At 60.9% G+C, this 24,494-nt stretch carries 22 protein-coding genes and 1 pseudogene; 12 read left to right on the forward strand and 11 right to left on the reverse strand.

Going from position 1 to position 24,494, the window contains the following annotated elements; all coding sequences use genetic code 11:
• Positions 1-78 precede the first annotated feature (78 nt).
• The gene (locus SM766_RS10325) at positions 79-1,227 is read left to right on the forward strand and encodes a TauD/TfdA family dioxygenase (RefSeq protein ID WP_368947723.1); all 1,149 of its coding nucleotides are present in this window, start codon (positions 79-81) and stop codon (positions 1,225-1,227) included.
• A complete protein-coding gene (locus SM766_RS10330; protein WP_368947724.1) occupies positions 1,224-1,952 on the forward strand; it encodes a class II aldolase/adducin family protein in 729 nt (242 codons plus the stop codon). The genes SM766_RS10325 and SM766_RS10330 overlap by 4 nt, the downstream gene beginning before the upstream one ends.
• Before the next feature lie 443 nt (positions 1,953-2,395).
• Here SM766_RS10330 and SM766_RS10335 read toward each other — a convergent pair whose 3' ends face one another.
• The 4 genes and pseudogenes from SM766_RS10335 to SM766_RS10350 form a co-directional block, all read right to left on the reverse strand.
• On the reverse strand, positions 2,396-3,973 hold the full coding sequence (locus SM766_RS10335; protein WP_368947725.1) for an oleate hydratase: 1,578 nt from the start codon (positions 3,971-3,973) through the stop codon (positions 2,396-2,398).
• Between the two features lie 110 nt (positions 3,974-4,083).
• Positions 4,084-5,085 (reverse strand): annotated as a pseudogene (locus SM766_RS10340) (IS5 family transposase).
• 78 nt (positions 5,086-5,163) lie between these two features.
• Entirely contained in the window at positions 5,164-6,090 is a 927-nt protein-coding gene (locus tag SM766_RS10345; RefSeq protein ID WP_368947726.1) for a carbohydrate kinase family protein, read from the reverse strand.
• Positions 6,091-6,157: 67 nt separating this feature from the next.
• Positions 6,158-7,357 carry an ROK family transcriptional regulator gene (locus tag SM766_RS10350; protein ID WP_368947727.1) on the reverse strand — a complete coding sequence of 400 codons (1,200 nt, stop codon included), beginning with the start codon at positions 7,355-7,357 and terminating at the stop codon, positions 6,158-6,160.
• A gap of 193 nt (positions 7,358-7,550) precedes the next feature.
• Here SM766_RS10350 and SM766_RS10355 point away from each other — a divergent pair, with 193 nt between their 5' ends.
• The 4 genes from SM766_RS10355 to SM766_RS10370 all read left to right on the forward strand — a co-directional run bounded on the left by SM766_RS10355 (position 7,551) and on the right by SM766_RS10370 (position 11,150).
• Complete coding sequence (locus SM766_RS10355) at positions 7,551-8,561, forward strand: sugar ABC transporter substrate-binding protein (protein ID WP_217593298.1); 1,011 nt, start codon at positions 7,551-7,553, stop codon at positions 8,559-8,561.
• 113 nt (positions 8,562-8,674) lie between these two features.
• Positions 8,675-9,757 carry an ABC transporter permease gene (locus tag SM766_RS10360; protein WP_274867663.1) on the forward strand — a complete coding sequence of 361 codons (1,083 nt, stop codon included), beginning with the start codon at positions 8,675-8,677 and terminating at the stop codon, positions 9,755-9,757.
• Positions 9,733-10,527 carry an ATP-binding cassette domain-containing protein gene (locus SM766_RS10365; RefSeq protein ID WP_065272377.1) on the forward strand — a complete coding sequence of 265 codons (795 nt, stop codon included), beginning with the start codon at positions 9,733-9,735 and terminating at the stop codon, positions 10,525-10,527. The genes SM766_RS10360 and SM766_RS10365 overlap by 25 nt, the downstream gene beginning before the upstream one ends.
• A complete protein-coding gene (locus tag SM766_RS10370) occupies positions 10,524-11,150 on the forward strand; it encodes a nucleoside/nucleotide kinase family protein (RefSeq protein WP_368947728.1) in 627 nt (208 codons plus the stop codon). The genes SM766_RS10365 and SM766_RS10370 overlap by 4 nt, the downstream gene beginning before the upstream one ends.
• A gap of 47 nt (positions 11,151-11,197) precedes the next feature.
• Here the strand turns inward: SM766_RS10370 and SM766_RS10375 are convergent, their stop codons facing one another.
• On the reverse strand, positions 11,198-11,983 hold the full coding sequence (locus SM766_RS10375; RefSeq protein WP_368947729.1) for a shikimate dehydrogenase family protein: 786 nt from the start codon (positions 11,981-11,983) through the stop codon (positions 11,198-11,200).
• A gap of 84 nt (positions 11,984-12,067) precedes the next feature.
• Here SM766_RS10375 and SM766_RS10380 point away from each other — a divergent pair, with 84 nt between their 5' ends.
• The 6 genes from SM766_RS10380 (at position 12,068) to SM766_RS10405 (ending at position 18,559) form a co-directional block, all read left to right on the forward strand.
• Positions 12,068-12,733: a GntR family transcriptional regulator gene (locus tag SM766_RS10380; protein WP_368947730.1), complete on the forward strand. Its 666-nt coding sequence runs from the start codon at positions 12,068-12,070 to the stop codon at positions 12,731-12,733.
• 25 nt (positions 12,734-12,758) lie between these two features.
• Positions 12,759-13,772: an ABC transporter substrate-binding protein gene (locus SM766_RS10385; RefSeq protein ID WP_368947731.1), complete on the forward strand. Its 1,014-nt coding sequence runs from the start codon at positions 12,759-12,761 to the stop codon at positions 13,770-13,772.
• A 78-nt stretch (positions 13,773-13,850) separates the two neighbouring features.
• Positions 13,851-14,618, forward strand: coding sequence for an ABC transporter ATP-binding protein (locus tag SM766_RS10390; RefSeq protein ID WP_274830611.1), 768 nt, complete (start codon positions 13,851-13,853; stop codon positions 14,616-14,618).
• Positions 14,611-15,411 carry an ABC transporter permease gene (locus SM766_RS10395; RefSeq protein WP_274831510.1) on the forward strand — a complete coding sequence of 267 codons (801 nt, stop codon included), beginning with the start codon at positions 14,611-14,613 and terminating at the stop codon, positions 15,409-15,411. The genes SM766_RS10390 and SM766_RS10395 overlap by 8 nt, the downstream gene beginning before the upstream one ends.
• Positions 15,408-16,652: an FAD-dependent oxidoreductase gene (locus tag SM766_RS10400; protein WP_368947732.1), complete on the forward strand. Its 1,245-nt coding sequence runs from the start codon at positions 15,408-15,410 to the stop codon at positions 16,650-16,652. The genes SM766_RS10395 and SM766_RS10400 overlap by 4 nt, the downstream gene beginning before the upstream one ends.
• 224 nt (positions 16,653-16,876) lie before the next feature.
• Positions 16,877-18,559, forward strand: a complete 1,683-nt coding sequence (locus SM766_RS10405) for a calcium-binding protein (RefSeq protein ID WP_368947733.1) — start codon at positions 16,877-16,879, stop codon at positions 18,557-18,559.
• A 130-nt stretch (positions 18,560-18,689) separates the two neighbouring features.
• Here the strand turns inward: SM766_RS10405 and SM766_RS10410 are convergent, their stop codons facing one another.
• The 6 genes from SM766_RS10410 to SM766_RS10435 form a co-directional block, all read right to left on the reverse strand.
• Positions 18,690-19,997 carry a TRAP transporter large permease gene (locus tag SM766_RS10410; RefSeq protein ID WP_274838020.1) on the reverse strand — a complete coding sequence of 436 codons (1,308 nt, stop codon included), beginning with the start codon at positions 19,995-19,997 and terminating at the stop codon, positions 18,690-18,692.
• Positions 19,997-20,503, reverse strand: a complete 507-nt coding sequence (locus SM766_RS10415) for a TRAP transporter small permease (protein ID WP_065272367.1) — start codon at positions 20,501-20,503, stop codon at positions 19,997-19,999. Before SM766_RS10415 ends, SM766_RS10410 begins: the two co-directional genes overlap by 1 nt.
• A 66-nt stretch (positions 20,504-20,569) precedes the next feature.
• A complete protein-coding gene (gene dctP / locus SM766_RS10420) occupies positions 20,570-21,568 on the reverse strand; it encodes a TRAP transporter substrate-binding protein DctP (RefSeq protein ID WP_368947734.1) in 999 nt (332 codons plus the stop codon).
• An 82-nt stretch (positions 21,569-21,650) separates the two neighbouring features.
• Positions 21,651-22,241 carry a 3-isopropylmalate dehydratase small subunit gene (gene leuD, locus SM766_RS10425; protein ID WP_368947735.1) on the reverse strand — a complete coding sequence of 197 codons (591 nt, stop codon included), beginning with the start codon at positions 22,239-22,241 and terminating at the stop codon, positions 21,651-21,653.
• Positions 22,238-23,635 (reverse strand): 3-isopropylmalate dehydratase large subunit, encoded by a 1,398-nt coding sequence (leuC, locus tag SM766_RS10430; protein ID WP_368947736.1) that lies wholly within the window; start codon positions 23,633-23,635, stop codon positions 22,238-22,240. Before leuC ends, leuD begins: the two co-directional genes overlap by 4 nt.
• On the reverse strand, positions 23,632-24,447 hold the full coding sequence (locus tag SM766_RS10435) for a GntR family transcriptional regulator (protein WP_065272363.1): 816 nt from the start codon (positions 24,445-24,447) through the stop codon (positions 23,632-23,634). Before SM766_RS10435 ends, leuC begins: the two co-directional genes overlap by 4 nt.
• Between the last annotated feature and the right edge of the window lie 47 nt (positions 24,448-24,494).

Here is a 24,494-nt window from a genome sequence, read left to right on the forward strand (position 1 = left end):
CCGAAACAGGCTGTCGTCAAGGCCCTTTCCCGTGAAATGCTGCATGGCAGAAAGCAAATCAACAAACGCGGCTCCTCCATGAACGATCTCAGCTCCTCCCTCGCTATCCCTGCCGTAACCGGTCTTGGCGAAAAAGGCCTCGACATTACGCTGCCCGACGGCAAGACACACTACTTCAACTACTACTGGCTGCGCGACAATTGCCCCAGTTCCTTCAGCCCGGTCACGCGCGAACGCAGTTTCGATATCTTCCACCTCGACGTGCCCCCACGCGCCAAAACTGCCGAGCTCGATGGCGACATGCTGGTGATCCGCTGGCAGGACGAAGACCACATCACCCGCCTGCCCCTGTCCTGGCTGGAAACCTATGCGGGCGGCAAGACTCGCCACGATCCCGCCGACCTGTCGCGCGTCGCCTGGTTCGGTGACCATTACCCCTCGGTTCCGCGGTTTTCCCAGCCAGAGCTGGTGGCCGATGACGCTATCCGCGCCAAGTGGATCGAGGCAATGCTGGTACACGGTTTCACCATCCTGACCGACATGCCGGACACGGATGAAGGGCTAACCGAAACGGCTGAGCTGATGGGCTGCGTGCGCCCGACCTTCTTTGGCACCTATTTTGATGTGAAGACCCACATCAACCCGACCAACACCGCCTATACCGCTGGCGCGCTGGAGCTGCACACAGACACCCCGGCCGAGGAGTTCGCCCCCGGCATCCAGTTCCTGCATTGCCGCGTCAACACGGTTGAAGGCGGTGACAGCCTTTATGCCGATGGCGTTGCGGTGGCCAATGACTTCCGCCAGCGCGACCCCGAGGGTTTCAAGCTGCTCACCGAGGTACCGATCCCGTTTTACTGCGAACATGACACCTATGATGCGCGCTCGCGCCAGTATGTGATTGAGCTGGATCAGCACGGCGAGGTCGAGGGCCTCACCATCAGCCAGCATATGGCCGATATCTTCGACCTCGATCAAAAGCTGCTGGACGATTACTACCCCGCCTTCTGCCGCTTTGGTCGGATGCTGCAGGAAGAGAAATACATGATGCGCTTCCTGATGAAGGGCGGCGAATGCATGGTCTTTGACAACCACCGCATCGTGCATGGCCGCGCCGCCTATACGGCAACCAGCGGCGACCGTTATCTGCGCGGCTGCTACGTGGACCGCTCCGAGATGCGCTCCACCTATCGCGCGCTGGTCAGCGAAGGGCGGTTCAAGGCATGACCTACGCAGCAACACTCCCCGATACCGAGACGGTCCTGCGGGCGGATCTGGCAAATGCCTTCCGTATCTGCCACATGCTGGGGTGGTCGGAAAGCGTCGGCAATCACTTCAGCGCAGCGGTCTCAGCCGATGGGCAGCAGTTTCTGCTAAACGCCAAATGGCAGCATTTCGACACCATCGCGCCAGAGGACTTGCTGTTGCTGGACAGCCAGTCCAGGGAAACACCCGCAACGGCGGATGCCTCGGCTTGGTGTGTACACGGCACCCTGCACCGCCGCCTGCCCGAGGCACGGGTCGTGCTGCATGCCCATTCGCCCTATGCGACTGCGCTGGCCTGCCTCAAGGACCCGACGATGGTGCCGATCGACAATAATACGGCCCGGTTCTATGGGCGCACGGCCTATGACCTTTCCTTTGGTGGCATTGCTGATGCCACCGAGGAAGGCGAGCGGCTGGCCGATGCGATTGGCGACAAATCGGTACTGGTCATGGGCAACCACGGTGTCACCATTGTCGGCGATACGGTGGCGGAGGCCTTCGAGGATCTCTATTTCTTCGAAAAGGCCGCTCAGACCCTGATCCTGGCCCGCTCGGATGGCAGCCCCCTTGCCGTTTTGTCAGATGCAGTTGCGCAGAACACGGCAGACGGGTGGCGCGCCTATCGCGGCATGGCCCAGAAGCATTTTGAATACCTTTGTAGCGTCCTCACGCAGAGGCAACTTTGAGCACTCCCCCGAACCCTGAGGTCACAGAAACAACAGGTTACCGGGAAATAAGGGCTCCACGGCGACTAGACGGCACAGTTTAAGCATTGCCCGCTTGAAGGGGGGCCGCCAGCACCTTCAATGGTGTCCGCTAGGCGCACGAAGTGGCCTTTGCAAAGCCGAGGCTCCTTGAGGAGAGAACTGGCATGACTGGCCCTAGAGCGGACATTTGACAGGATGGCCAAACTTACTGCGCACCTCCCCAAAGCAGCCCTTCATGGCACCGCGCAACATGGTCCAAAGGGGAGGCGACTTCCTCAGTGCGCGCACTGACGTTTGCAGTCAAATTTCGGCTGTCGTTCCTCCTCGAACGGATCAGTTCAACGAAAGTCAATGCGGCCTGAAAAGCGCGAGGCAGAGATCCTTTTGCCTCGGAGGCAAGATACGGCGCAATCCTTATTGCGTCATATTCCAAGAAGAACACGGGATGCGCGGATAAGCACTCTTGGGTCGAGATCGGTACGCGCCACGGGAGGAGGCGGGGTTACACGACCTGTTAAACTCGCGACCGCAGTTCGTGCAGAGCGAACTGAGTATTCCACCGTGAACACACAGTCCCGAGGGAGTTCGCAATACTGTCCTATCACGGCGAAGTTGCGAGCCCCATGCGGGCGCACATCCGGGCGGTCCCCCGCTTGACGCGGCATGAACTGGCTTGTGATGTAGGGCATCCGGCATGGTATGATTTTCGCACTCTCGAACCATTTTCGCTGATCACCCACCAAGCGCAGATGCCCGCAAAGCTCTTCTATGATTTCCAGCCCGGTCGCTTCCCACATTGGCTTCTTCACGAAATCTCCTTTGCGGTCACCTCGTAATCCATAGCCCCAGAAGGTGTAGGTGCCGTGTTTTTGCCCCCTGAAATGCGGCTGATGGAACAGCACAATAGATAGCGTCCAACCGGAATCGGCAAATGTCACTAAGCCGCCTGTACCAGTTCGGTTGTTGGTAAAATCCTCCATGAATTCGAAGAAATCGGGGTCGTCCATCGTCACCGTAAATGAGTTCCAGCCGGTCTTGCCTGTGTCGCCGCAGAACACTTCGGGCTTGCCAAAGCCTTCGTGCCGCGACGCCAGCTTCCGCCAGAGGCTCCAGCCACCTGCGACTTGTTCGTTGAGCAGCGGTGCGCGGTCCGCGGATCCGAGCACCGATCCATCGGTCATGGCCCCCAATGTAAGGTAGACGCCGTCGTCCAAGCCGACCTCAACCGTGTTGTGATCGTCCAGGGTCAGAGAGGTGACACGACGGTCCTGCCGCGTGCCTTCGATCGTCACGTCGGTCACGCATTTGTCAGTCTCGATGCGTACTCCACGGGCCTGCAGCCAAGTCAGGATCGGGGCAATCATCGAGTCGTACTGATTGTATCGTGTCCGCAGAATGCCGGTGATGCGGGTGAAGCCAGGGAATAGGTGGATGAAGCGACGCAGGTATCGCCGCATCTCGACCAAGGAATGCCAAGGCTGGAACGAAAACACTGTGGACCACATCAACCAGAAATTACTGTCGAAGAAGGTGGGCTGGAACCAGTCGTCTATCCTTTGAGCGCCCAATCCGGTTTCCGGGTGCAAGAGCAGTCGGTTGAGATCGACGATATCTTGCGCGCCGAGTGTGAGATCATAGCGATCTTCTGCCGGCTTTCCGCCCCGAATGAGGCGGCAATTGGATGAGCCTGGCACCATTCGGTTGAACTCGAAGATATCATCCTTGGCAGACTTCGCCGGATCGCTCGTCAATGGAATACTTTCGAGCAGATCAAAGGTGCAGGCAAAGTGTTCCTCGAACATTCGACCGCCCCGGACCAGGTAGCCGGTCTCTGCGTCACCCGCCCCGTCAAGCGACCCGCCGACGATACCGAGTTGTTCGTAGATGCATATGTCCTCGCCATGCACACCTGCGTCCCTGCAAAGAAACACCGCCGCCGACAAACCAGCGATGCCTCCACCTACGATATGGTGCTGTGACTTCGTTGCGTCTTCGGGCATGACCCGCCTCTCCTGTGATAGAACTTTTCACAGTTTGGACAGGTTTCATGTCCACGCCTTAATCCCGATCAAATCCGGGAGAGATCTGCCTGTTCGGCCCTGAACTGACCTCAACGGCGGCCTTTTTGCAAATCGGTTGAAGGTGGGTCTTCCCCTTTCCCCGGACGGATTTCGCCTATAGCCACTGTGACAGGTATGCCAAGCGCAGTGCAGCCGTTCAGCACGGCGATGCGGACCTGCAGCTCCGCGACTTGGCGCTCGAAGTCGCGCACCATCAGGGATTGGTCGAACAGCTTGATGCAGTTCATCTTTGACTTGACCCGGCTCCGGCGGTGATATCCACTCCATCGTCGCCAAACAGCGCCGCCGAGGTATCGAGATGCATTGACGGTCTCGTTGCCGACTATGGCCCCGGCGCTGGTGGGTTTCCAAGGTTTGGCGTTCTTGCGCGGCAGGATGACAGCGGCAGCATCTCGAGCGGTAATGGCCTCGTGGCACTTACGGGAGTCGTAGGCCCCATAGGTGGTGACTTCGCGATGGCCTGATCCGCTCAGATCTGATCCAACAGGTCCGGTAGTATGGCCGCGTCACCGATATTGCCGCCGGTGATCTCGACGGCTCTGACCTTCAGCGTTTACTCATGAATTCCGATGTGTATTTTGCGCCGGATCCGCCGCTTGGAGCCACCATGCTTTCGGGCATTCCACTCACCTTCGCCCTCAGACTTGATACCGGTGCTGCCCGGCAAGGTATTGCGCAGCAATGCCTGAGAGGGGATCAGAAGGTTCAGCGGGCGATAGGAGATGCTCACGTTCAGCGTTCGCTGGCGGCGGCACAAGGTGCTGAAGTCAGGCACGGTCCAGTCCAGCCTGACCATATGAAGAAGGCTCTGCATGAACCCGGTTGTCTGCCGCAGTGGCATGCCGAACATCACGGCAGGTGTGGATCGCCGCATCGCTGAAACTCAGCTGCCTCCCACGTTTCCCGGTCGGCGGGGGCTCTCACGCCATGTCGGGATCGAACCAGATCGTTAGCGATCCGCGTTGCTTCAACGCTTCATTGTAAGACGACCAGTTCGTGGTCTTGTACTTCGTAGAAACCCAACTGCTCATGCCTCAAGCTACCAGGCTGGTTTCATGCCGTGAACCCCACGACCCATTTGCGCAACAAGGCCAATAGCTGCGATATTGTCAGAGTTCGCGCGCCCAGGGCGGGTTCGCACCCGCGCGGGAGACGGTCACGGCGGCAACACCTGCGCCGAAAGACAGCGCATTTGCAAGCATGTCTGCGGGCAAGTTGCGCAGGGCCGCTTTTTGTAAGACGCCCAGTTCGCTGAGCCGGGCCAGCAGGCCGGCGTTGAAGGTGTCCCCGGCTCCGACCGTGTCTACAATCTGAACGGGACGGGCCCGGGTGTGCACGCTTTCTCCGCTGGCGAGAAACCCCGTCGCCCCCTTACTGCCCTGGGTCATGACCACCACAGAAGGACCCTTAGCTTGCACGACCGCAACCTTTTCCGGCAGCGGCATCGGCCCCGGAACAATCCAGTTCAGGTCTTCATCCGACACTTTCACGATGTCCGCCAGCGCCATCATCTTGTCCAGGCGGGCGCGGAAACGGTTGATATCTTCGATAAAACCCGGCCGGATGTTCGGATCCAGCATCACCGCGCGGGATGCGCCTTCGCGCGCCAGAAGATCCTCATAGGCGGTGGCGCAGGGTTCGCAGGCCAGGCTGATGCCGCCGAAATAGAGCGCCGTGATATCCTCCGGCAGCAGCGGCATATCAGCAGGCAGCAGCATCCGGCCAGCCGAGTTTTCATCGAAGAAGCTGTAGGACGCGTGGCCATCCGTCAGTTTGACAAAGGCCAAGGTCGTCGGGCGATCCGAGGTGATGACATGGGTGGTATCCACGTGACTGGCCTTCATGTCCTCGACAAGCTGCTGACCGAACATGTCGCGGGACAGGCCGGTCAACATACCGGTCTGCAGGCCAAGCCGCCCAAGTGCGATGGCGGTGTTGAATACGGCGCCACCGGAATGGGGCACAAACCCGTCGCGCCCGCCATCGGTCGGGGTCGGGATCATGTCGATCAGGGCCTCACCACAGCATAGGATCATGACATTCGCTCCGCGCAGTGCTGCGCCGCTGCCGCACCTGCGCGCGGGATTTTGCATTGAAACCGGGTCAAAGCGCGGCCAGCCCGGCGTTGGTATCGAGTAGGAACTGCGTGAAGATCGGACCGCCGGCAGCGCCAATGCTGCGGGCGTTTTCGCCAACAACTCCCGCCTCGATCTGCGGCGAGATCAAACCGCGCTTGTCTTGATTGGCCAGATAGCGGCGCACGCGCTCGACCAGTTCCTCACGTACGGCAACCGGGAAGGCGCCATCGATGATGATGGCTTCAAAATCGATGACGGAGCATATCGACAGGGACGCCTTTGCCAACTCCTGTGCCGTTGTACCGATCCAGGCCTCCACATAGCGTTCCAGACCGCTCCAGTCCTGCGGTTTGCGCCAGAGGATTTCGGGACCGATCCCGGCCTCTACCAGGCGCGCTTCAAGCAGGTGCAGCGACGCGGTATCGATCAGTTGCAGGCTTTCGCCCAGGGGGCCGGTGGTGCGCATCGATCCCAGCGCCCCGGCATTGCCCCGATTGCCTTCGAAAACGGTGCCATTCATCGCCACCCCGCCACCGATGAAGGACCCAATGAAGAAATAGGCGTAATCGCGGAACTCCTTGCCGCGCCCGAACATATGCTCGGCCTGACAGGCCGCCGTGGCATCGTTCACGACAAAAACCGGCAGATCACTGAAACAGGCGACTTCGGTGGCAAAATCGACATCTTGCCAGGATTGAAATTCTTCCGCGGCGGGGCCGGTCAGATCATGCCACTTCCACAGCTCAAAAGGCCGCCCGATACCGATGCCGCAGACCCGACCCTGCTGCTTAGCAGTCAGGCCGGATAGTAGGGTTTCAAGCCCGTCTTTAAGGAATTCGAAGATCGCGTCCGGCATGGGATAATCATAGGTCGTACGCAGCTGCTGGCGCACGTTGCCGGCAAAATCCAGCAGCAGCAGATCCGCGCTCTTGCGGCCCAGGTTCATGCCCACGGACAGTGCCCCTTCAGAGCCGAGTTCGATGGGAATCGAAGGCTTGCCGACCTTGCCCTTGACCGGCTCCCCCCGCTGGACGAAGCCGTCGTCCTCCAGCCTACGCAGGATGGTGGAGACCGTAGGGCGGGACAGGCCGGTCCGGCGGGCGATCTCGGCGGCGGACACGGCGCGGTGGCGAAACAGAATGGAAAGAATGAGGCGTTCGTTGTGATCGCGAACACCCCGCTGATTCACCCCGGCACTTCGTTCCTTGATACTGACATGGTCCATTCGGACGAACATAGTTTGCCGCCTTTCTTCAGGAAAGATACTCCGTGGGGATTAGTTAGTAAAGTTAACAAACAAATTGACACCCTATGAGGAATCAGGCTTTTTAGGGCTCACGACCTGCCCAGATCGCTCTAGGCGGGTCCGGTTGGAGAGGAGCCAGCCGGATTGAGAACAATAATTTCGGGAGGACCACGTGAAAAAACTCATGACCATTTCCGCGCTCGCCCTGGCCTCGGTGGCTGGCGCGGCGCATGCAGAGATCAACGCCTGTCTGATCACCAAGACCGACACCAACCCCTTCTTCGTGAAGATGAAGGAAGGCGCGACCGCCGCAGCCGAAGCAAACGGCATCAATCTGTCCACCTATGCGGGCAAGATTGACGGCGACGTGGAAAGCCAGGTCGCAGCGGTTGAGACCTGCATTGCATCGGGGGCCAAAGGCATCCTGATCACCCCGACGGACAGCCGCGCCCTGACGCCCGTCATCACCCAGGCCCGTGACGCTGGTGCGCTGGTGATCGCACTGGACACGCCGTTCGAACCTGCCAATGTGGCCGATGCGACCTTTGCCACCGACAACTTCAAGGCCGGGGTGCTGATTGGCCAGTGGGCCGCGGCAAAGCTGGGTGACGAGGCTGCAAACGCCAAGATCGCCCTCCTGGACCTGAACGCCTCGGAAATCTCGGTGGACTACTTGCGCGACGGCGGGTTCCTGCAGGGCTTTGGCATCGACATCAAGGACCCCACCGATATCGGCGATGAGGATGACCCGCGCATCGTTGGCCACGACGTAACCAACGGCAACGAAGAAGGTGGCCGCACGGCGATGGAGAACCTTCTGCAGATCGACCCGGGCATCAACGTGGTCTACACGATCAACGAACCTGCCGCTGCCGGCGCGTATGAGGCGCTCAGATCGGTGGGCCGTGAAGATGACGTGCTGGTCGTCTCCGTTGATGGCGGCTGCCCCGGCGTGCAGAATGTCGGCGAGGGCGTGATCGGCGCAACCTCCATGCAGTTCCCACTGCGAATGGCCTCGCTCGGTATCGACGCGATCAAGGCCTGGGCCGAGAACGGCACCAAACCGGCGAACACCGAAGGGCTGGATTTCTTCAACACCGGCGTTGAACTGATCACAGATGCGCCGGTCGACGGTATCCCGTCGCTCAGCTCGGCCGACGGCCTGAAGAAGTGCTGGGGCTAAATCCAGCAAACACCACAGGACCGGGGCAGCAAATGCCCCGGCCAAATGCCATCAAACGAAACCTTTGACCGTATCAGAGGCCGTAGCATAGGCTTCAGGCCGGGGAGGTCGTCATGTCAGAGACATCCGGAATGGGCTCAAAAGGCCAACACTACGAACAGGTTCTGGAGGGAAGTGATACACGCGTCGCCCAGTTCGAAGTTCGCAACACAACGCTGCTGAGCCGGGTGCAGCACATCCTGCACAACAACCCAACCTTCGTGCCGGTCATCGTGCTGGTCATCAGCCTGCTGGCCTTCGGGCTGATCGCCGGAGGGCGGTTCTTTTCCGCCTTCAACCTCAGCCTGATCCTGCAGCAGGTGTCGATCATCGGCATGCTCGCAGCAGCGCAGTCACTGATCATCCTGACCGCGGGCATCGATCTGTCGGTCGCGGCGATCATGGTGCTGATGTCGGTCATCATGGGCAATCTAGCGGTCAACTTGGGCGTGCCCAGCCCCTTTGCGATCCTGCTGGGGTTCGCTGGGGGTATGGCGGCGGGAGCCATGAACGGGCTGCTGATCACCAAGGTCAAACTGCCCCCCTTCATCACCACGCTCGGCACCTGGTCGATCTTCTTTGCGCTCAATCTCTGGCTCTCCGGAGCTCAGTCGATCCGCAGCCAGGACATCGACGATCAAGCGCCTTTCCTGAAGTTCTTCGGCAATGCCTTCAATATTGGCGGCGCCCGCATCACCTTTGGCGTGATCCTGATGGTCGTGATCTTTGTTGCGCTCTGGTACATGCTGAACAAGACCGCCTGGGGGCGCCACGTCTATGCCATAGGCGACGATATGGAGGCAGCGGAAATGTCCGGCATCCGCACCGAGCGCACGCTGGTCTCGGTCTACATGCTCGCCGGTCTGGTCTGCGCCATTGCGGGCTGGGCTTCGATCGGACGGGTCGGCTCGATCTCGCCGCAATCCTTTTACGAAGGCAACCTGCAGTCCATCACCGCCGTGGTAATCGGTGGCATCTCGCTGTTTGGCGGGCGCGGATCGATCCTTGGGGCGCTCTTCGGGGCGCTGATCGTCGGCGTTTTCCAGTCGGGGCTGCGCATGGCCGGGGTCGATGTGCTCTGGCAGGTCTTCGCCATCGGCTGGCTTATCATCATCGCGGTCGCCATCGACCAATGGATCAGGAGGGTTTCGGCATGACACCAGTCGTTCAGGCTAAAGGTATCGTGAAACGCTACGGGCACGTCACCGCCATCAACCATTCGGATTTCGAACTGCGCCCCGGGGAAATCTTGGCCGTGATCGGCGACAATGGTGCGGGCAAATCCTCAATCGTCAAGGCGATCTGCGGCGCCACCATCCCGGATGAGGGGGAAATCCTGATCGAAGGCAAACCGGTCAGCTTCTCTTCCCCCATCGAGGCCCGCGACATGGGCATCGAAATCGTCTATCAAACCCTCGCTCTTTCCCCCGCCCTGTCGATTGCCGACAACATGTTCACCGGACGCGAAATCCGCAAACCCGGATTTCTGGGCAAATACCTACGGATGCTGGACAAACCGGCGATGGAGAAATTCGCGCGGGAAAAACTGACCGAACTTGGCCTGATGACGGTGCAGTCGATCAAGCAGCCGGTCGAAACGCTGTCAGGTGGTCAGCGACAGGGTGTCGCCGTCGCCCGAGCGGCCGCCTTTGCCACCAAGTTCATCATCATGGATGAGCCGACGGCGGCCCTGGGGGTCAAGGAAAGCCGCAAGGTGCTGGAACTCATTCAGGACGTAAAGGCGCGCGGCATCCCGATCATCCTGATCAGCCACAACATGCCGCATGTGTTCGAAGTCGCCGACCGGATCCATATCCACCGGCTGGGCAAACGGCTCTGCACCATCGATCCCAAGGACTATACCATGTCCGATGCCGTGGCCTTCATGACCGGCGCCAAGGAGCCACCTGCCCAGGACGCGGCATGAACGAGCCTGAAGCGATCGCCGAAAGGCTGCTGGATCCCATTCTGACAGCGCCGCGCTCCGGACAACGCAAACTTGTCGCTCTGGCCGGACCGCCAGCCTCTGGCAAATCCACGCTGGCGGCAGTCCTTGCGGACAAGCTGAACGACGCCGGGTGCCAGACCCAGGTCGTGCCAATGGATGGCTTCCATCTCGACAACGCCATTCTAACCCAGCACGGTCTTCTGGACAGAAAGGGCGCGCCGGAGACCTTCGACGTGGAAGGATTGCTGCGCCTTATCGGCGCCCTGCCCGATGCACCGTCGGTGATCTTCCCGGTTTTCGATCGGGACCGCGACATCGCCATTGCAGGCGCGGGCCTACTTCCCGAGACATGCGACACCGTCATCGTCGAGGGCAATTACCTGCTGTTTGATGCCCCCGGATGGCGGGAGCTGCGCCGCTTCTGGGACTTCTCGATTTCTCTGAACGTCGACCTTTCCACTTTGCGCCAACGTCTGATCGATAGATGGATCCACCACGGTCTCCCGCATAGCGAAGCCGTGGCCCGCGCCGAAGGTAACGACCTTGAAAACGCCCGCCTGGTCGCCGCGGCCTCGCTCAAGGCAGACAAGACGATCACCTAGTCTTCGGTGTCGACCTAGATCAAAAACGGGAGAAGGGCAGCGTCGGCTCAGGCATCCTTGAAAACAAAAGACGTCTGAACTGAAATTTGCCCCCGCCCCAAGGCTGCGGCGTCCACAATCTGCTTGCCCAGCTCAGCGGCCAGTCGCAGAAATTTGCTTTCGCCCTGTAGCCCGGCGATATCGCACACGGCCATGCACTCCCTGATCCGCTCAGCCGGGAACAGCGGCCCAGCAGTCTGGTCTTTCCCGGTCGGAGTTGCGTCAATCAGAATGTCTGCGGCGCGATCTTCCTCCCAAATGCGGACCTTGGGCCAATGCGCGCGCAGGATGGCTGCCGTTTCCGCCAGCCGCCCCTCATCCGTGTCGCTGAGAACAACGTCGCTAACGCCCGTTTCGCACAGCGCATCGGCAATGGCCCGACCGGCGCCGCCGCCTGCCCCCATGATATGCGCCGACCGACCAGCAACCGGCACCCCAGGAACCCGCAGCGCCTCCATAAGGGCCAGCCCATCCGTCATGTCGCCAACAAGCGCATCGCCCTCACGGCGCAGGGTATTCACGGCCCTGATGCGCCCGGCCCGGTCCGTCACCCGGTCCGCTTCCTGAAAGGCCGCCTGTTTGTGCGGATAGGTGATCGAGCAGCCCAGAAACGTCTCGGAGGCGCGCAGCAGCGTCCAGAACTCTGTCAGCACGGGGGCCGGAACGTCCAGGGGCAGCATCCGGCAGTCGATACCGCGGGTGCGAAACCAGTCGTTCATACCCGGCGGCGACACCACGCCCGCGACGGGGGCACCGATAATCGGCAGCAGCTTGGTCGTCCCTGAGATGTCCATAATGCGGCGCTCCGAAAGTTGACGGTTGACAGTAATGTGAGGCACTTTTAAAAATATCCAACATTTTTGCGTATATGGAATGAAATGATCTTCTCTGGCAAGAAAAATGAAGACAGCACCATCGTCGAACTGCTGGCGTCCTCGCTACGGAAGGACATCGCGTTCGGCACCCTGCTGCCGGATCAGAAGCTGAAGCTGAATGAGCTGCGCAGCCGCTACGGTGGCTCCAATCATTCCATGCGGGAAACCCTGCGCATCCTGTCCTCTGAAGGTCTGGTCGAAGGCGCCGCGCAGCGCGGGTTTCGCGTCACCTCGGCGACCGAGGACGACCTGCGCGACATTCAACTTGTCCGGCAGGAAATCGAAAGCATCGCCCTGTCGCGCGCGATCGCACTGGGAGATGTCGCCTGGGAGGGGCAGGTCGTTGCCGCCCATCATGCCCTGCAAAAGGCCGAGGCCGCCGTAGCCACGACCCCGGACGATCTGACGGCGCTGGAATGGGATGATGCCTGCCGCGCATTTGCCTCGGCATTGATCGCGGCCTGCGACAGCCCACGCCTGATCGATTTGCAGCGCAAGTTCTTCGACCAGAGCCGCCGCTTTAGGCTGGCGCTGCTGCGCGAAGGCAAGCTGAACTGGGCCGCTCGCAAGGCCCGGCAAAAAGCGCTGCTTGATGCGGTTCTGGACAGAGACGAAACCACGGCTTTGGCCCTGCTGAAGGAAGAGATCGGAGCAGATCTGAAGGCGTAACACTGATCTATAAGGGAGGAAGATCATGATAAAACTCAATCGCCGTAAGGCATTGGCCCTGATGGGCGGAACCGTGGCCGCGACGGGGCTTGCCGCCCCTGCGCTGGCCCAGAACAAGAAAATCAAGGTGGGCGCGCTGCGCTTCACCTCGCATTCTGCCAGCTTTATCGCGCAGGAGCGCGGCTATTTCGCGGATGCCGGGCTGGATGTGGAACTGGAGTTCTTCCAGGCCGCGCAGCCGATGGCCGTGGCCATCGCATCGGGCGATGTGGATTATGCCGTAACCGCCATTTCCGGCGGGCTGATCAGCCTCGCGGACAAGAGAGCGATCAAGGTGATCGGCGGCGCCCTGACCGAAGAGGACGGCATCGACGGACAGAAGTACCTGATCTCGGATGCCTCTTATCAGGCCGGTATCAAGACGCTGAAGGACCTGGACGGCAAGAAATACGCCGTCACGCAGGCGGGTTCGTCCTTCCACTACATGGGCGCCAAAATGGCCGCTGCCGAAGGCATCAATCTCAGCTTTACGCCGCTGCAAAAGGTCGGCGCGATCATCGGCGCGATGAAATCGGGCCAGGTCGATGGCTGGTCCATCGTGCCCCATATCGCCAAACCGCTGGCGGCCGCCGGTGCCTGGCACATGGTGGGCAACGTGTCGGACTACATTCCCGACTATCAGGTGACCACCGTCTTCACTTCGGCCAATAATGCGGCCAACGAACGCGGACTGACAGAAAGCTTCCTTCAGGGCTTCTCGCGCGGGGTCGATGATTATGCCGCAGCCATGATCGATGGCACCGCAGATCAGGACGAGATGGTCGATCTGATCCACAAATACGTCTACACGGACCGTCCCCGCGAAAAGGCGGCCCCCTCGATCATCAATGGCACCATGCGGCTGAGCCAGGGTGCGGCGCTGAATATCGCCAGCGTTCAAGACCAGCTGAGCTGGTTCCAGTCCGAGGGTCTTGTCGATGGCGATATCACGCTCGACACGCTGGTTGACGATTCCTACGTCAAAACGCTGGGCGCCTAAACCACGCCTTGTACGTTCTTCCGGGCGCCTTGCTTTTTGCGGGGCGCCCGTCCTTCTCCTGTAGTCAAAGGACAGCGCATGGACATCCGTCTGGACGGCATCAGCCATTCCTATAACGATTTCGAAGTGATGCGGGATATCTCTCTCGACATCGCGGACGGGCAGATCGTTTGCATCGTGGGACCGTCGGGATGCGGTAAATCCACCCTCTTGCGCTTTATCGGCGGGCTTGAGCGCCCCAGTAAGGGCCAGGTTCTGCAACTGGGCACACCGCCCGAGGGGTGCCTAAACCCGCTCACCTATATCTTTCAGGATTTCGCCCTGCTGCCGTGGCGCAGCGTCTCGGGGAATATCTCGCTGGTGCTGGAGGACCACGGCATCAAGGGCGCCGAGGCAAAGCGGATTATCGACGATGTGCTGGCCCGCACCAAGCTAAGCGATTTCGCCCAGGCCCTGCCCAAGCAACTGTCGGGCGGCATGAAGCAACGCGTCGCAATCGCACGTGCCCTTGCGGTGAAGCCCGCCGTGATGCTGATGGATGAACCTCTTTCTGCGCTCGACAGCCAGACCCGTGAATTGCTGATGGACGATCTGGTTGATCTCTGGATGCGCCAGCCGTTCACCGCCGTCTACGTGACGCACAACCTGGCCGAAGCGGTCCGCCTTGGCCACAAGGTCGTGGTCTTGTCGCGTCGCCCCGGCCAGATCCGGGAGATCGTCGAGATCGATAAACCCCTGTCCGAGCGCGCCTTTGGCGATGCCGATCTTGATGCCCACCAGAAACACCTGTGGCAGCTGATGCGCGAAGAGGCGCGGGCTGCAGATGCGGAGCTGATCCATGTCTGACATGACACAAGAAAAACCCGTCGCATTCCGGGGCGGTGGTTTTGCGCCGCACTCACGTCGCTGGGTCGGCGTGGCCGTTTTTGTCGCCCTGATCCTGCTGGCGGAATGGGGCACCCGCACGGGTTGGATTTCCGCCCTGACCCTGCCGCGCCCCTCGGACGTGCTGGATACCTTCCGGGAGCTGTATGACAGCGGCATGCTGTTCAAACACCTCGGCCCGTCGCTGACCCGTCTGGCGGTCGGCGCTGCCATCGGTGCGCTTCTTGGTATCTGTATCGGGGTGCTTATCGGCCTGTTTTCCTACATCCGCTCCGGGCTGGTGCCGCTGGTTGCGGCCATATTCCCCATTCCGAAAATCGCGCTGTTGCCGCTTTTCGTGATCTGGTTCGGGATTGGCGAAGGATCGAAATATGCGCTGATCGCCTTTGGTACCTTCACCCCTACGGTGGTCGCTACCTACAGCGCGGTCGACAACGTCGACCGCACGCTGATCCGCATGGGGCAAAGCTTTGGCCTGTCGTGGTGGTCCATCGTGCGCAAGATCGTTCTGCCGGGCGCCATGCCGGGGATCCTGTCCGGTCTTCGCATCAGCCTTGCCATCGCCATCATCCTTCTGGTCGCTGCAGAAATGCTGGGCGCGGAATATGGTATCGGGGCCTATATCCTTGAAGCGGGCTCGCTTTATGATCTGGAACGGCTGTTCGCTGGCGTGGTGATCCTGTCGCTTCTGGGCGTCATCACCAGCGCAGTGATCGGGTTTATCGAACGGCGCCTGCTGGGGTGGCGGACATGATGGCAAAACCCGAAAGCGACTATGATGTCGTCGTCGCAGGGGGCGGCGCAGGGGGGGTTGGTGCCGCACTTGGCGCGGCCCAGTCCGGGGCGCGGGTCCTACTGGTCGAAAAATACGGTTTCCTTGGCGGCGCCGCGACCAACGCACAGGTGCTGGCCTACTGCGGTTTTTATCAGCAGGGGCCTGAGCCCATCAAAGTCGTAGGAGGGGTAGCCGATCTGGTCCTGGATGAGCTGCGCAACCTCGGGCTGGATTGCGCACCGTTTCAATCGCCGACGACGCTCAACTGGATCATCCTTCTGGAACCAGAAGCGGTCAAACTGGCACTGGACCGGGTGCTGGCGGCGCAGGGCGTTGACGTGTTGCTCCATACCCGCGTGGCTGCTGTGACACGCACGTCGGATCGTATCGAAGCGGTGACATTGGCCGGTATGGACGGGCGCACCCGGGTGGTGGCCGAGGCATTTGTGGATGCCACCGGAGATGCCAACCTGTCATTGGTCGCCGGTATTCCCTGCCGCACCGGGGATACCAACGGCAACCTGCAGGCAATCTCAGCGCCCATTCGGATCGCAGGGCGTGACCGGTCACAGCCAATAGACCGCGAGGCCATCAAGGCAGCCTTTGCCCGCTACAGGCGCAATGGACGCTGGCCCTCTGCCCGCGATGACGGCGGCATCTACACCGAAGTACCCAACACCGGTGAGATGTGGTGGATGATGTTCGACCACCCGATGCCAGATCTGAGTTCCGCCAGTTTCAGCACGGCCGAACGCGCCGCGCGCGAAGCGGCACACGACTATGTCGCGCTGCTGCGTTCTGATGTGCCTGGGTTTGAAAACGCCTATCTGGTGCAGACCGGCCCGCAGATCGGCATCCGGGAAAGCCGCCACCCAGCAGCCCGTTATGAACTGACCGGAGAAGATATTGCCACCGGGCGCCAGCGCGACGACGAGGTGGCCAAGGCGGCTTGGCCAATGGAGGATCACACGGTCCCCGGGCAACCGATTTATACCCCCGTAGGCGGAACCGGGTGTGCCTCCATCCCGCTGGACGCCTTGCGCGCCAAGGGCGTGGATAACCTCTATTTCGCCGGGCGCACCATCGGCGCCGATCCGATGGCCTATGCCTCTATTCGGGTGATGGGCACCGCCTTTGCGACCGGAGAGGCCGCTGGACGGGCCGCCGCTGCCCCGGGGGAAGGCATGGACGCGCAACAGGAATGGCGTAAACTGGGTTGACCTCCAGCCCAATCGCACCAGCCCAGCAATTGCCAGCCGCTGCCATCGGCGCAGCGCTGGTAAGAAAAGCTGGTGCAAATGCCGTCAGCGAATCAGGCTATGGACTGTGCCGACAGAATTTCCACTCAAAGATGATATCGATCAAAGTGTAGCGACTGCGCTTGCATACACTGGCCAACGTTAAATGCGACAGCACCAGGGCGTGCTTAACGATGGAGACGGTTATGGCAGATTCAGTTTCAACCTCCGGCGGCGCCGCTCAAGGCGACCTATATGGTGATCTTTGGGTGCTGACCCGGGATCTTGACCCAAATGATGGCGGCGGCAACGGTGAACCGGTGCTGGATGAGAACGGCCAGATCGTGCCGATCGGCTATAATCCTGAAACCGACGAGACCTTTCCGATCCACCTCGTCGAAGGCGGAGAAGGCGAATACGAAGTCCCAGCTGACCAGCTGGATTACATCCAGGAAATCGAGATGGAGCGGGCAAACATTATGCGTTCGCCCGATCAGGTAGTCGAATCCGCTCTGGAAGAGGCGCTTGGCAAGATCAACGCCGGAACCGAGATCACGACTGATGCGTCGGGCCGCATCATGGTGGACGGTGTCCTGATCGATTCCCCACGCGAGAACCTCGCGCTTTACAAGCTGATCATGACCGCAGGCGGCGCAACAAGCTGGACCGAGGTTCAGGCGAATGTCGCCGGGAACATTCCGCAATCGCTGATCGACCTGATGAACGCGGGCTGGAACCCCACCGGGCTGCTGGCCGGCGTCTTCTCCAAGTTCCACCCGGTCAGCATGGACGCGACGCTCACCGCGCATACCTTCATGGGGGTGAACGAAGTCACCGGTTCCGGCGACACCCAGACAATCGACTATTTCGGCTTTACCGATGGCAGCGCGGAAACCTTCGATTATGACCGCATCGCAACCTATGGAGATGCCTGGGTCCAGTGGTACCAGGACATGGACGGAGATCCCTCCGACCTTGAGGCAGTGCAGCGTACCCTGCTGGACGTGATCTGGGGCAAGGACCGCAACGGCGACGGCGTCAATGACGTTGGCACCGGCAAGGACTGGGTGGACGAGTACATGACACTCTCTGCCGATGGCGAGAGCTATGAAATGGCCGAAGGCTCGGCCGCCGGCATCAACGACTGGGCGCAGTCGGTGGAAGACGCCCGCGAAGCCATCTACGTGCTGCACGAATACGTCGGCACCACGGAAATCGCTGCGCCAGAGGCAACTGACGACGTCATCGAGGGTAGTTCCTACGCCGACTACATCGCCTCCTGGGGCGGTGATGATCTGATCCTTGGCCACGAAGGCGACGATCTGATTGACGGCGGCGAAGGCAACGACACGCTGAAAGGCAACCTTGGCGATGACAGCCTCGAAGGTGGCGCGGGCAATGACGTTGTGCGGGGTGGGTTTGGCGACGATGTGCTGGTCCGCGGTGGCGGCAACGACAAGCTGTTTGGTGGTCGCGGGTCCGACAAACTGAACGGCGGCGCTGGTGACGATACCATGGACGGTGGCGCGGGCGATGACATCCTGCGGGGCGGCCGAGGCGCCGACCTTTTGACCGGTGGCGACGGAGCCGACGATTTCTTTTTCCGGCTTTCGGGTCCGAGAGGGACCGACACTATCGCCGATTTCGCGAGCAACGATCTCGATATCATCCGACTGGACCGGATCGACGCTGACAGCTCCACTGAAGAGGACGACGCCTTTACCTTTATCGGCAGTGCTCACTTCAGCGGCACCGCAGGGGAACTTCGCGCGGCGGATCGTGGCGATTTCCAGCGCATCGTCGGCGATGTGGACGGTGATGGAAATGCAGACTTTGTGATCAAGGTCCTTGGCACCGATGCGGCAGAGGCCGACTGGTTCGCGCTCTGACCTCACCGCTCCGGGCGTAGCAATGAAAACGAAGAACGCTGCCAGCAACACATGCTGGCAGCGTTTTCATTTCCACGATGCGATGCTCACAGCAATTTGCCCCATGGCTTGCCGCGCTTTGGCAAAGCAGTCACAACCCCGGCAGCCACAGCGCCAGCTGGGGAAACAGGATCAACAAGGCGACCAGCAGCATCGAACAGGCCATATATGGAAAGGCCGACATGTAGATATCGCGCATCGTGGTATCCTTGGGCGCCACCCCTTTCATCACGAAGAGCAACAGCCCGAAGGGCGGCGTGGTGAAGCTGATCTCCAGCGCCAGCAGGATGATCAAACCGAACCATATCGGATCGAACCCCAGCGAGGCCGCCAACGGAAAGAAGATCGGCACAGTCAGCAGCATCATCGAGATCTGCTCCATGAACATGCCCAGCAGCAGCAGCACACAGAACATCACCAACAGCATCGCAACCGGCGCCAGATCAAAGGAGGTCGCCCAGCGGATCAGCCCGCTGGAGGCACCGGAAAAGGCCAGCAGCTGGCTGAAAGTGGCTGAGCCGAACACGATCAGATAGGCCATCAGCGTCACTCGCAGCGCGCCGACGACGGACTTCTTCATCGCCTCCCAGCTGAGACAGCGAAACAGAATGGCAAGGATCAGGACCCCAAGCGCGCCAAAGGCGGCGGCCTCGGACGGGGTGATCAGCCCACCAACCATGCCGATGACGATCAGAACCATGACCGACAGCATGGGCAAGACGTCTCCGAACAGCAGCCGCGCCTTTTCGCCAAAGGTGAGCGTCTCAACCTCATAGGCAGGGGCAGCTGTCGGGTCGATGCGGGTCTGCAGGTAGATGACACCGATATAAAGGCTGGCCAGCACCAGCCCCGGCAGGATTCCCGCGATCAGCAGCGCGCCGACGTCAATGCGGGCGAGCGTCGCCAGCAGCACCGCCAAAGCAGAGGGCGGAATGATGATCGCCAGACCACCGGTGCCCAGGATTGGCCCGATCGACATGTGCTTCTTGTATCCGCGGCTGGTCATCTCGGGCACCATTAGGCTGCCCAGCAGCGCGGTCGAGCCCATGGAGGATCCGGACAGCGTTGAAAACGCTGTCCCGCCCAGCACAGTCACATAAGACAACCGCCCGGGCAGCTTACCCAGAAGCCGGTCGATGGCATTGAACATCCGTGCCCCAAGGCCAGTGTGAAAGAAGACCTCTCCCATCAGCAGGAACAGCGGGATCGGCACCAGCGCATAGTTCGTCAGCCCGCCAAACCCGTTGTTGAGCAGCAGCGTGATCCCCTTGGCCCCGCCCATGAAAAACCAGGCCCCGACGATATTGGCCGCCAGAAAGGCAAGAGCGACCGGCATGCCGATGGCCATCAGAACCAGGATCGAGCCCAGCAGCAGGGCCAGTGATTCAAACCATTCCATTATTCGTGTATCCCCGCTTCGCCCGAATGCATCAGGTCGCTGCCAAATACGAAACGGGAAAATTCAATCGCCATCAGTCCAAAGCTGACCGGAAAGGCGATCGTCAGGATCCATTTCGGAAAGTAGTAGGCGCGCACGTCCAGATCATTGCGCGCGATATTGCCCAGAAACAGCTCTGCGCCCTTCCAGGCCAGGATCACCGACACCAGAACACAAAGCGCGGCCACCAGACGGCTGACCACCCGGCGCACCTCAGCGGGCAATGCAGCGGTGATCAATTCGATATGCACATGACCCTTTTCACGCACCAACCAGGGGGCGCCCATCATGGTCATGTACAAAATGGCGTATTCGGATGAGGTGAAAAGCCAGGCAAAGGGCTGAAGCCCAGCATTGCGCATCACCACGGACAGGGTGACCGAAATCATCAGCCAGACCAGCATGAACCCCGCGATGCCCGCCATCGCATATAGGAAGCCTTGATAGAGCTTTCCGACCATTGCCATTTCTCATCCTTTCCAAAGGCAGACGGCACGCCGGACCCGCGATCCGGCGTGCCGCCCCGTGGCTGTTTACTTGTCGTAGAACAGCTCGATCAGCTTGTCGTAGTTGCCGTCTCCCTGGGGGCTGTCGGCCATCAGGCCCTTCATGCGGTCCCAGGTTTTCTGCGTGGCGGCCGCCAGATAGGCGTCGGCGGCGTCACCTTCCAAGGTCACGACTTTCATGCCGGCCTCTTCAAGGGCCGCGAAATCCGCGTCGCGCAGGGCACCCAGTTTGGCGGCGCTTTCCGCCTCGTGGGCGATTGCGACATCCTGCAGGATCTTGCGCGATTCCTCGGACAGGCTGTTCCACTTGTCGAGATTCACGATGGTGCCAAGGTCGGTCGAGAAGAAGCAGGGTTCGATCCGGTAGTTCAGGAATTCGTTCCACTTCAGGTCGATCAAGCCGATCTGGGTCCAACCGGTCGCATCCACTACGCCGCGCTCCAGCGCCGAATAGACTTCGGTGGTGGGCAGGTCCATCACCTGCGCGCCCAGATATTCGGTGAAGAATGCGTTGTAGACCGCGTTGCCGCGCAGTTTCAGACCGGACACATCAAGGTTGCCGTCCGCGTCCAGCTTCGGCTCATTGCGGGTCCACAGGTTGTAGCAGACTCCCGAGTCAAACCAGCCGAGGTATTTGACGCCCATCTTTTCCTGGTGGATCTGGTCAATCAGTTCCAGACCGCCATTGGCGCGGGTTTCCACCGCCGTCAGGTTTGAGGTCACAAGCGCGTCTTTTTCCGGCAGGGCGCCGGCGTAGAAGCTGCCCGGTGTGTAGACCATGTCCACAACGCCCGAACGCACGGCGTCCGGCTGCTGGAACATGCCGATGGCCTCGGGGCCGCCACGGACCTCGATATTGACGACACCTTCACCCGCCGCGTTCACCTTGTCGACGAACTCAAGGAAGGATTTGGTGTAGATCAGCGATTCCGGAAAGGCGTGTACGGCGGTCAGCGTGTCTTCGGCAAAGGCAGCCGAGGTCATCGCCGTGGTGACAAGGACTGCACCAATCATACTGTGCTTCATTTTGTCTTTCTCCCTGGTGATGGGGTGCCTTGTGACGCCCCTTTGGTTGTGGCCTCGGCCCCCAGCAGGGCCCGTTGCCGTCTTACGTCGCGGGCCAGGCCCATGGGTGCTGAGAAGCACGGGCCGCCCGAAACGTTGAAATCCGTTCTTGGTGCTGAGCGGTCAGGTCGATGTCGTCCCAACCGTTGACCAGTTTTTGCTGCCAGACGGGGTCAATCTCGAAAGAGACCTCCTGCCCGGCGATGCTGGCACGGCCAGCAGCCAGATCGACGGTGGCCGCCACATCATTGCTGCCGATGGCGCTGATCAGCGCCTCGATCTGTTCTTCTGGCAGGCGGGCGGGCAGCAGGCCGTTGTTGACGGCGTTGCCAGCAAAGATGTCGCCAAAACTGGGGGCGAAGACCGCCTTGATCCCGAAATCCACCAGCGCATAAACGGCAGCCTCGCGGCTGGAGCCGCTGCCGAAATTGCGCCGCGTCACGAGCACCGAGGCGCCGGGATGCAGGTTCAGCACATGCACGTTGTCATCCTGACGCGCATCGTGCAGCAGAAATTGGCCATACCCCTCGCTGCGCGGCGCCGACATGAACCGCGCCGGGATCAGCTGATCCGTGTCCACATTCTCCTGCGCCAGCGCCACCGCCCGGCCTTCGATCTTGCTCCATCCGCTCATGACCGGCCCTCCAGCAGCGGGCGCACATCGGCAAGATGTCCGGTAACGGCGGCGGCGGCGACCATGGCGGGACTCATCAGATGGGTCCGCGCGCCGCGTCCTTGCCGCCCGCGGAAATTCCGGTTGGTGGAGGAGGCGCAGCGTTTGCCGGCCTCGACCAGATCGCCATTCATGCCCACACACATGGAACAGCCAGCATCGGCCCATTCCAGGCCCGCATCGGTAAAGATCTGCGCCAGCCCTTCAGCCTCGGCCTGTTTCTTGACAACGGCGGACCCCGGCGACACCAGACCGGGCACCTTGGCCTGGCGTCCCGCCAGAACCTTGGCCGCGAGGCGCAGATCCTCGATCCGGCCATTGGTGCAGGAGCCGATGAACACCTGATCAACCGCGATGTCCTCAAGCGGCATCCCTGCTTCAAGGCCCATGTAATCGAGCGTTGCACGCGCCTGATTCTGCTTTCCTCCGGGCAGGTCTGCCGGGCGCGGCACACGGCCAGTGATCGGCAGCGCCTCTTCCGGAGAGGTGCCCCAGGTCACCGTCGGGGCGATCTCTGCGGCTTCGATTGCAACCTCCTGATCGAAGATGGCCTCCGCATCGCTGTAGAGCTTTTGCCAATCCGCCAGAGCAGCCTCCCAGGCGGCAGCCTTCGGGGCGAAATTGCGCCCTTTCAGATAGTCGAAAGTGATCTGATCCGGCGCGATCAGACCCAGCCGGGCGCCACCCTCGATGCTGAGATTGCACAGGGTCAGGCGACCTTCGATGCTCAACGCCTCAACCGCGCTGCCCGCGTATTCGATTGCGTGACCCCTGGCGCCATCCGCGCCCAGTTCGGCGATCCAGTGCAGCGCAAGATCCTTGGCCGTGACACCAGCGCCAAGGGCGCCATTGACCGAAATCCGCATGGTCTTGGGCCGACGCTGCCAGATCGTTTGGGTTGCCAGAATATGGGCGACCTCGGTCGCCCCGACGCCAAAGGCCAAAGCCCCAAGCGCCCCGTGAGTGGAGGTATGGCTATCCCCGCAGTTGATCAGTAGTCCAGGCAGCGTCAGCCCCTGCTCGGGGCCAAGCACATGCACAATGCCCTGCCCCGGATCGTGCAGATCGAACAGCCGGATGCCCTGTGCCCGTGCATTCTGGCCCAGAGTGTCGATCATCCGGCGGATATCGGGCGCGACAGCACCCGGTCGTGTTGGCGCATAGTGATCGACCACCGCAAAGGTCAGATCGGGTTCGGCCACTTTCAGGCCCCGCTGCGCCAGCTTGGCAAAGGCGTGGTGCGAGCCTTCGTGCACCAGATGCCGGTCCACCCACAGGAGGGACATGCCATCGTCGCGTCGCATGATCTCATGCGCAGCCCAGAGCTTATCGAACAGGGTCTGCGGGGTAGTCATTCGGCTGCCTCTTTGCGGGCCGGATTGATCACCGGCTCCCAGTGGCGGGTTTCGCCCACGCCGACGTGGTTCAGCGACATCTCAAGCCGGAACATGTCAGGCCGGTAGAGCGCGGCAAGGTATTCGACCCCGCGGCCTTCCTCGTCGCGCACAACCCGATCGAGGGACAAGAGCGGCGCACCAATCCGAACACCTAGCGTTTCGGCAACTTCCGGAGAGGCCAGCGTCGCGCTGACCGTCTGATGGGCGGAATCGACTTTGACGCCCGAGCGCTCCAGAAGGCGGAACAGTGGCGTCGTGGCCAGTTCAGCCTCTGTGTAATTCTGCGCGATTTCTTCCGGCACCCATGTGGTCAGATGGGAGAAAGGTTCATTTTCAACCAGACGCAGGCGTACCGCTGTCTGAACCCGCACCTGCGCCCCAAGGCCCAACGCCTCGGCAACGCCGCCGGGCGCGGCGCCATAGCTGAAGGAGAGCAGCCGTGCGGTGGTGTTCTGCCCCATTTCGACCAACTGCGGCATCAGGGTACTGAAGTCCGCCGCCATCGAAGGACTGGACTTCTGCGCGCAGACCGTTGTGCCGGATCCGACACGGCGTTCAACCAGCCCGTCCTTCTCCAGCACATCTAGCGCCCGACGCACAGTGACACGGGACACGCCCAGAGTCGCGGCCAGCTTCTGCTCACCCGGCAGCACGCTCCCCGGCGCGTAAACACCACGGGTAATCTCTTGATGCAGATGCAGAAAGACACGCTGCGCCTTGCCCCCTTCAGGCAGACCTTTGCTTGCGGAAGATGCCAGATTCTGTCCCATATTTCTCCTTTCACTGCCTCTCAAGCCTAGCGATGGTTTTTTCAAAA

Origin of the sequence: Pseudophaeobacter sp. A-200-2, assembly GCF_041008815.1 — a bacterium.
Taxonomy (GTDB): Bacteria; Pseudomonadota; Alphaproteobacteria; order Rhodobacterales; family Rhodobacteraceae; genus Phycobacter; species Phycobacter gallaeciensis_A.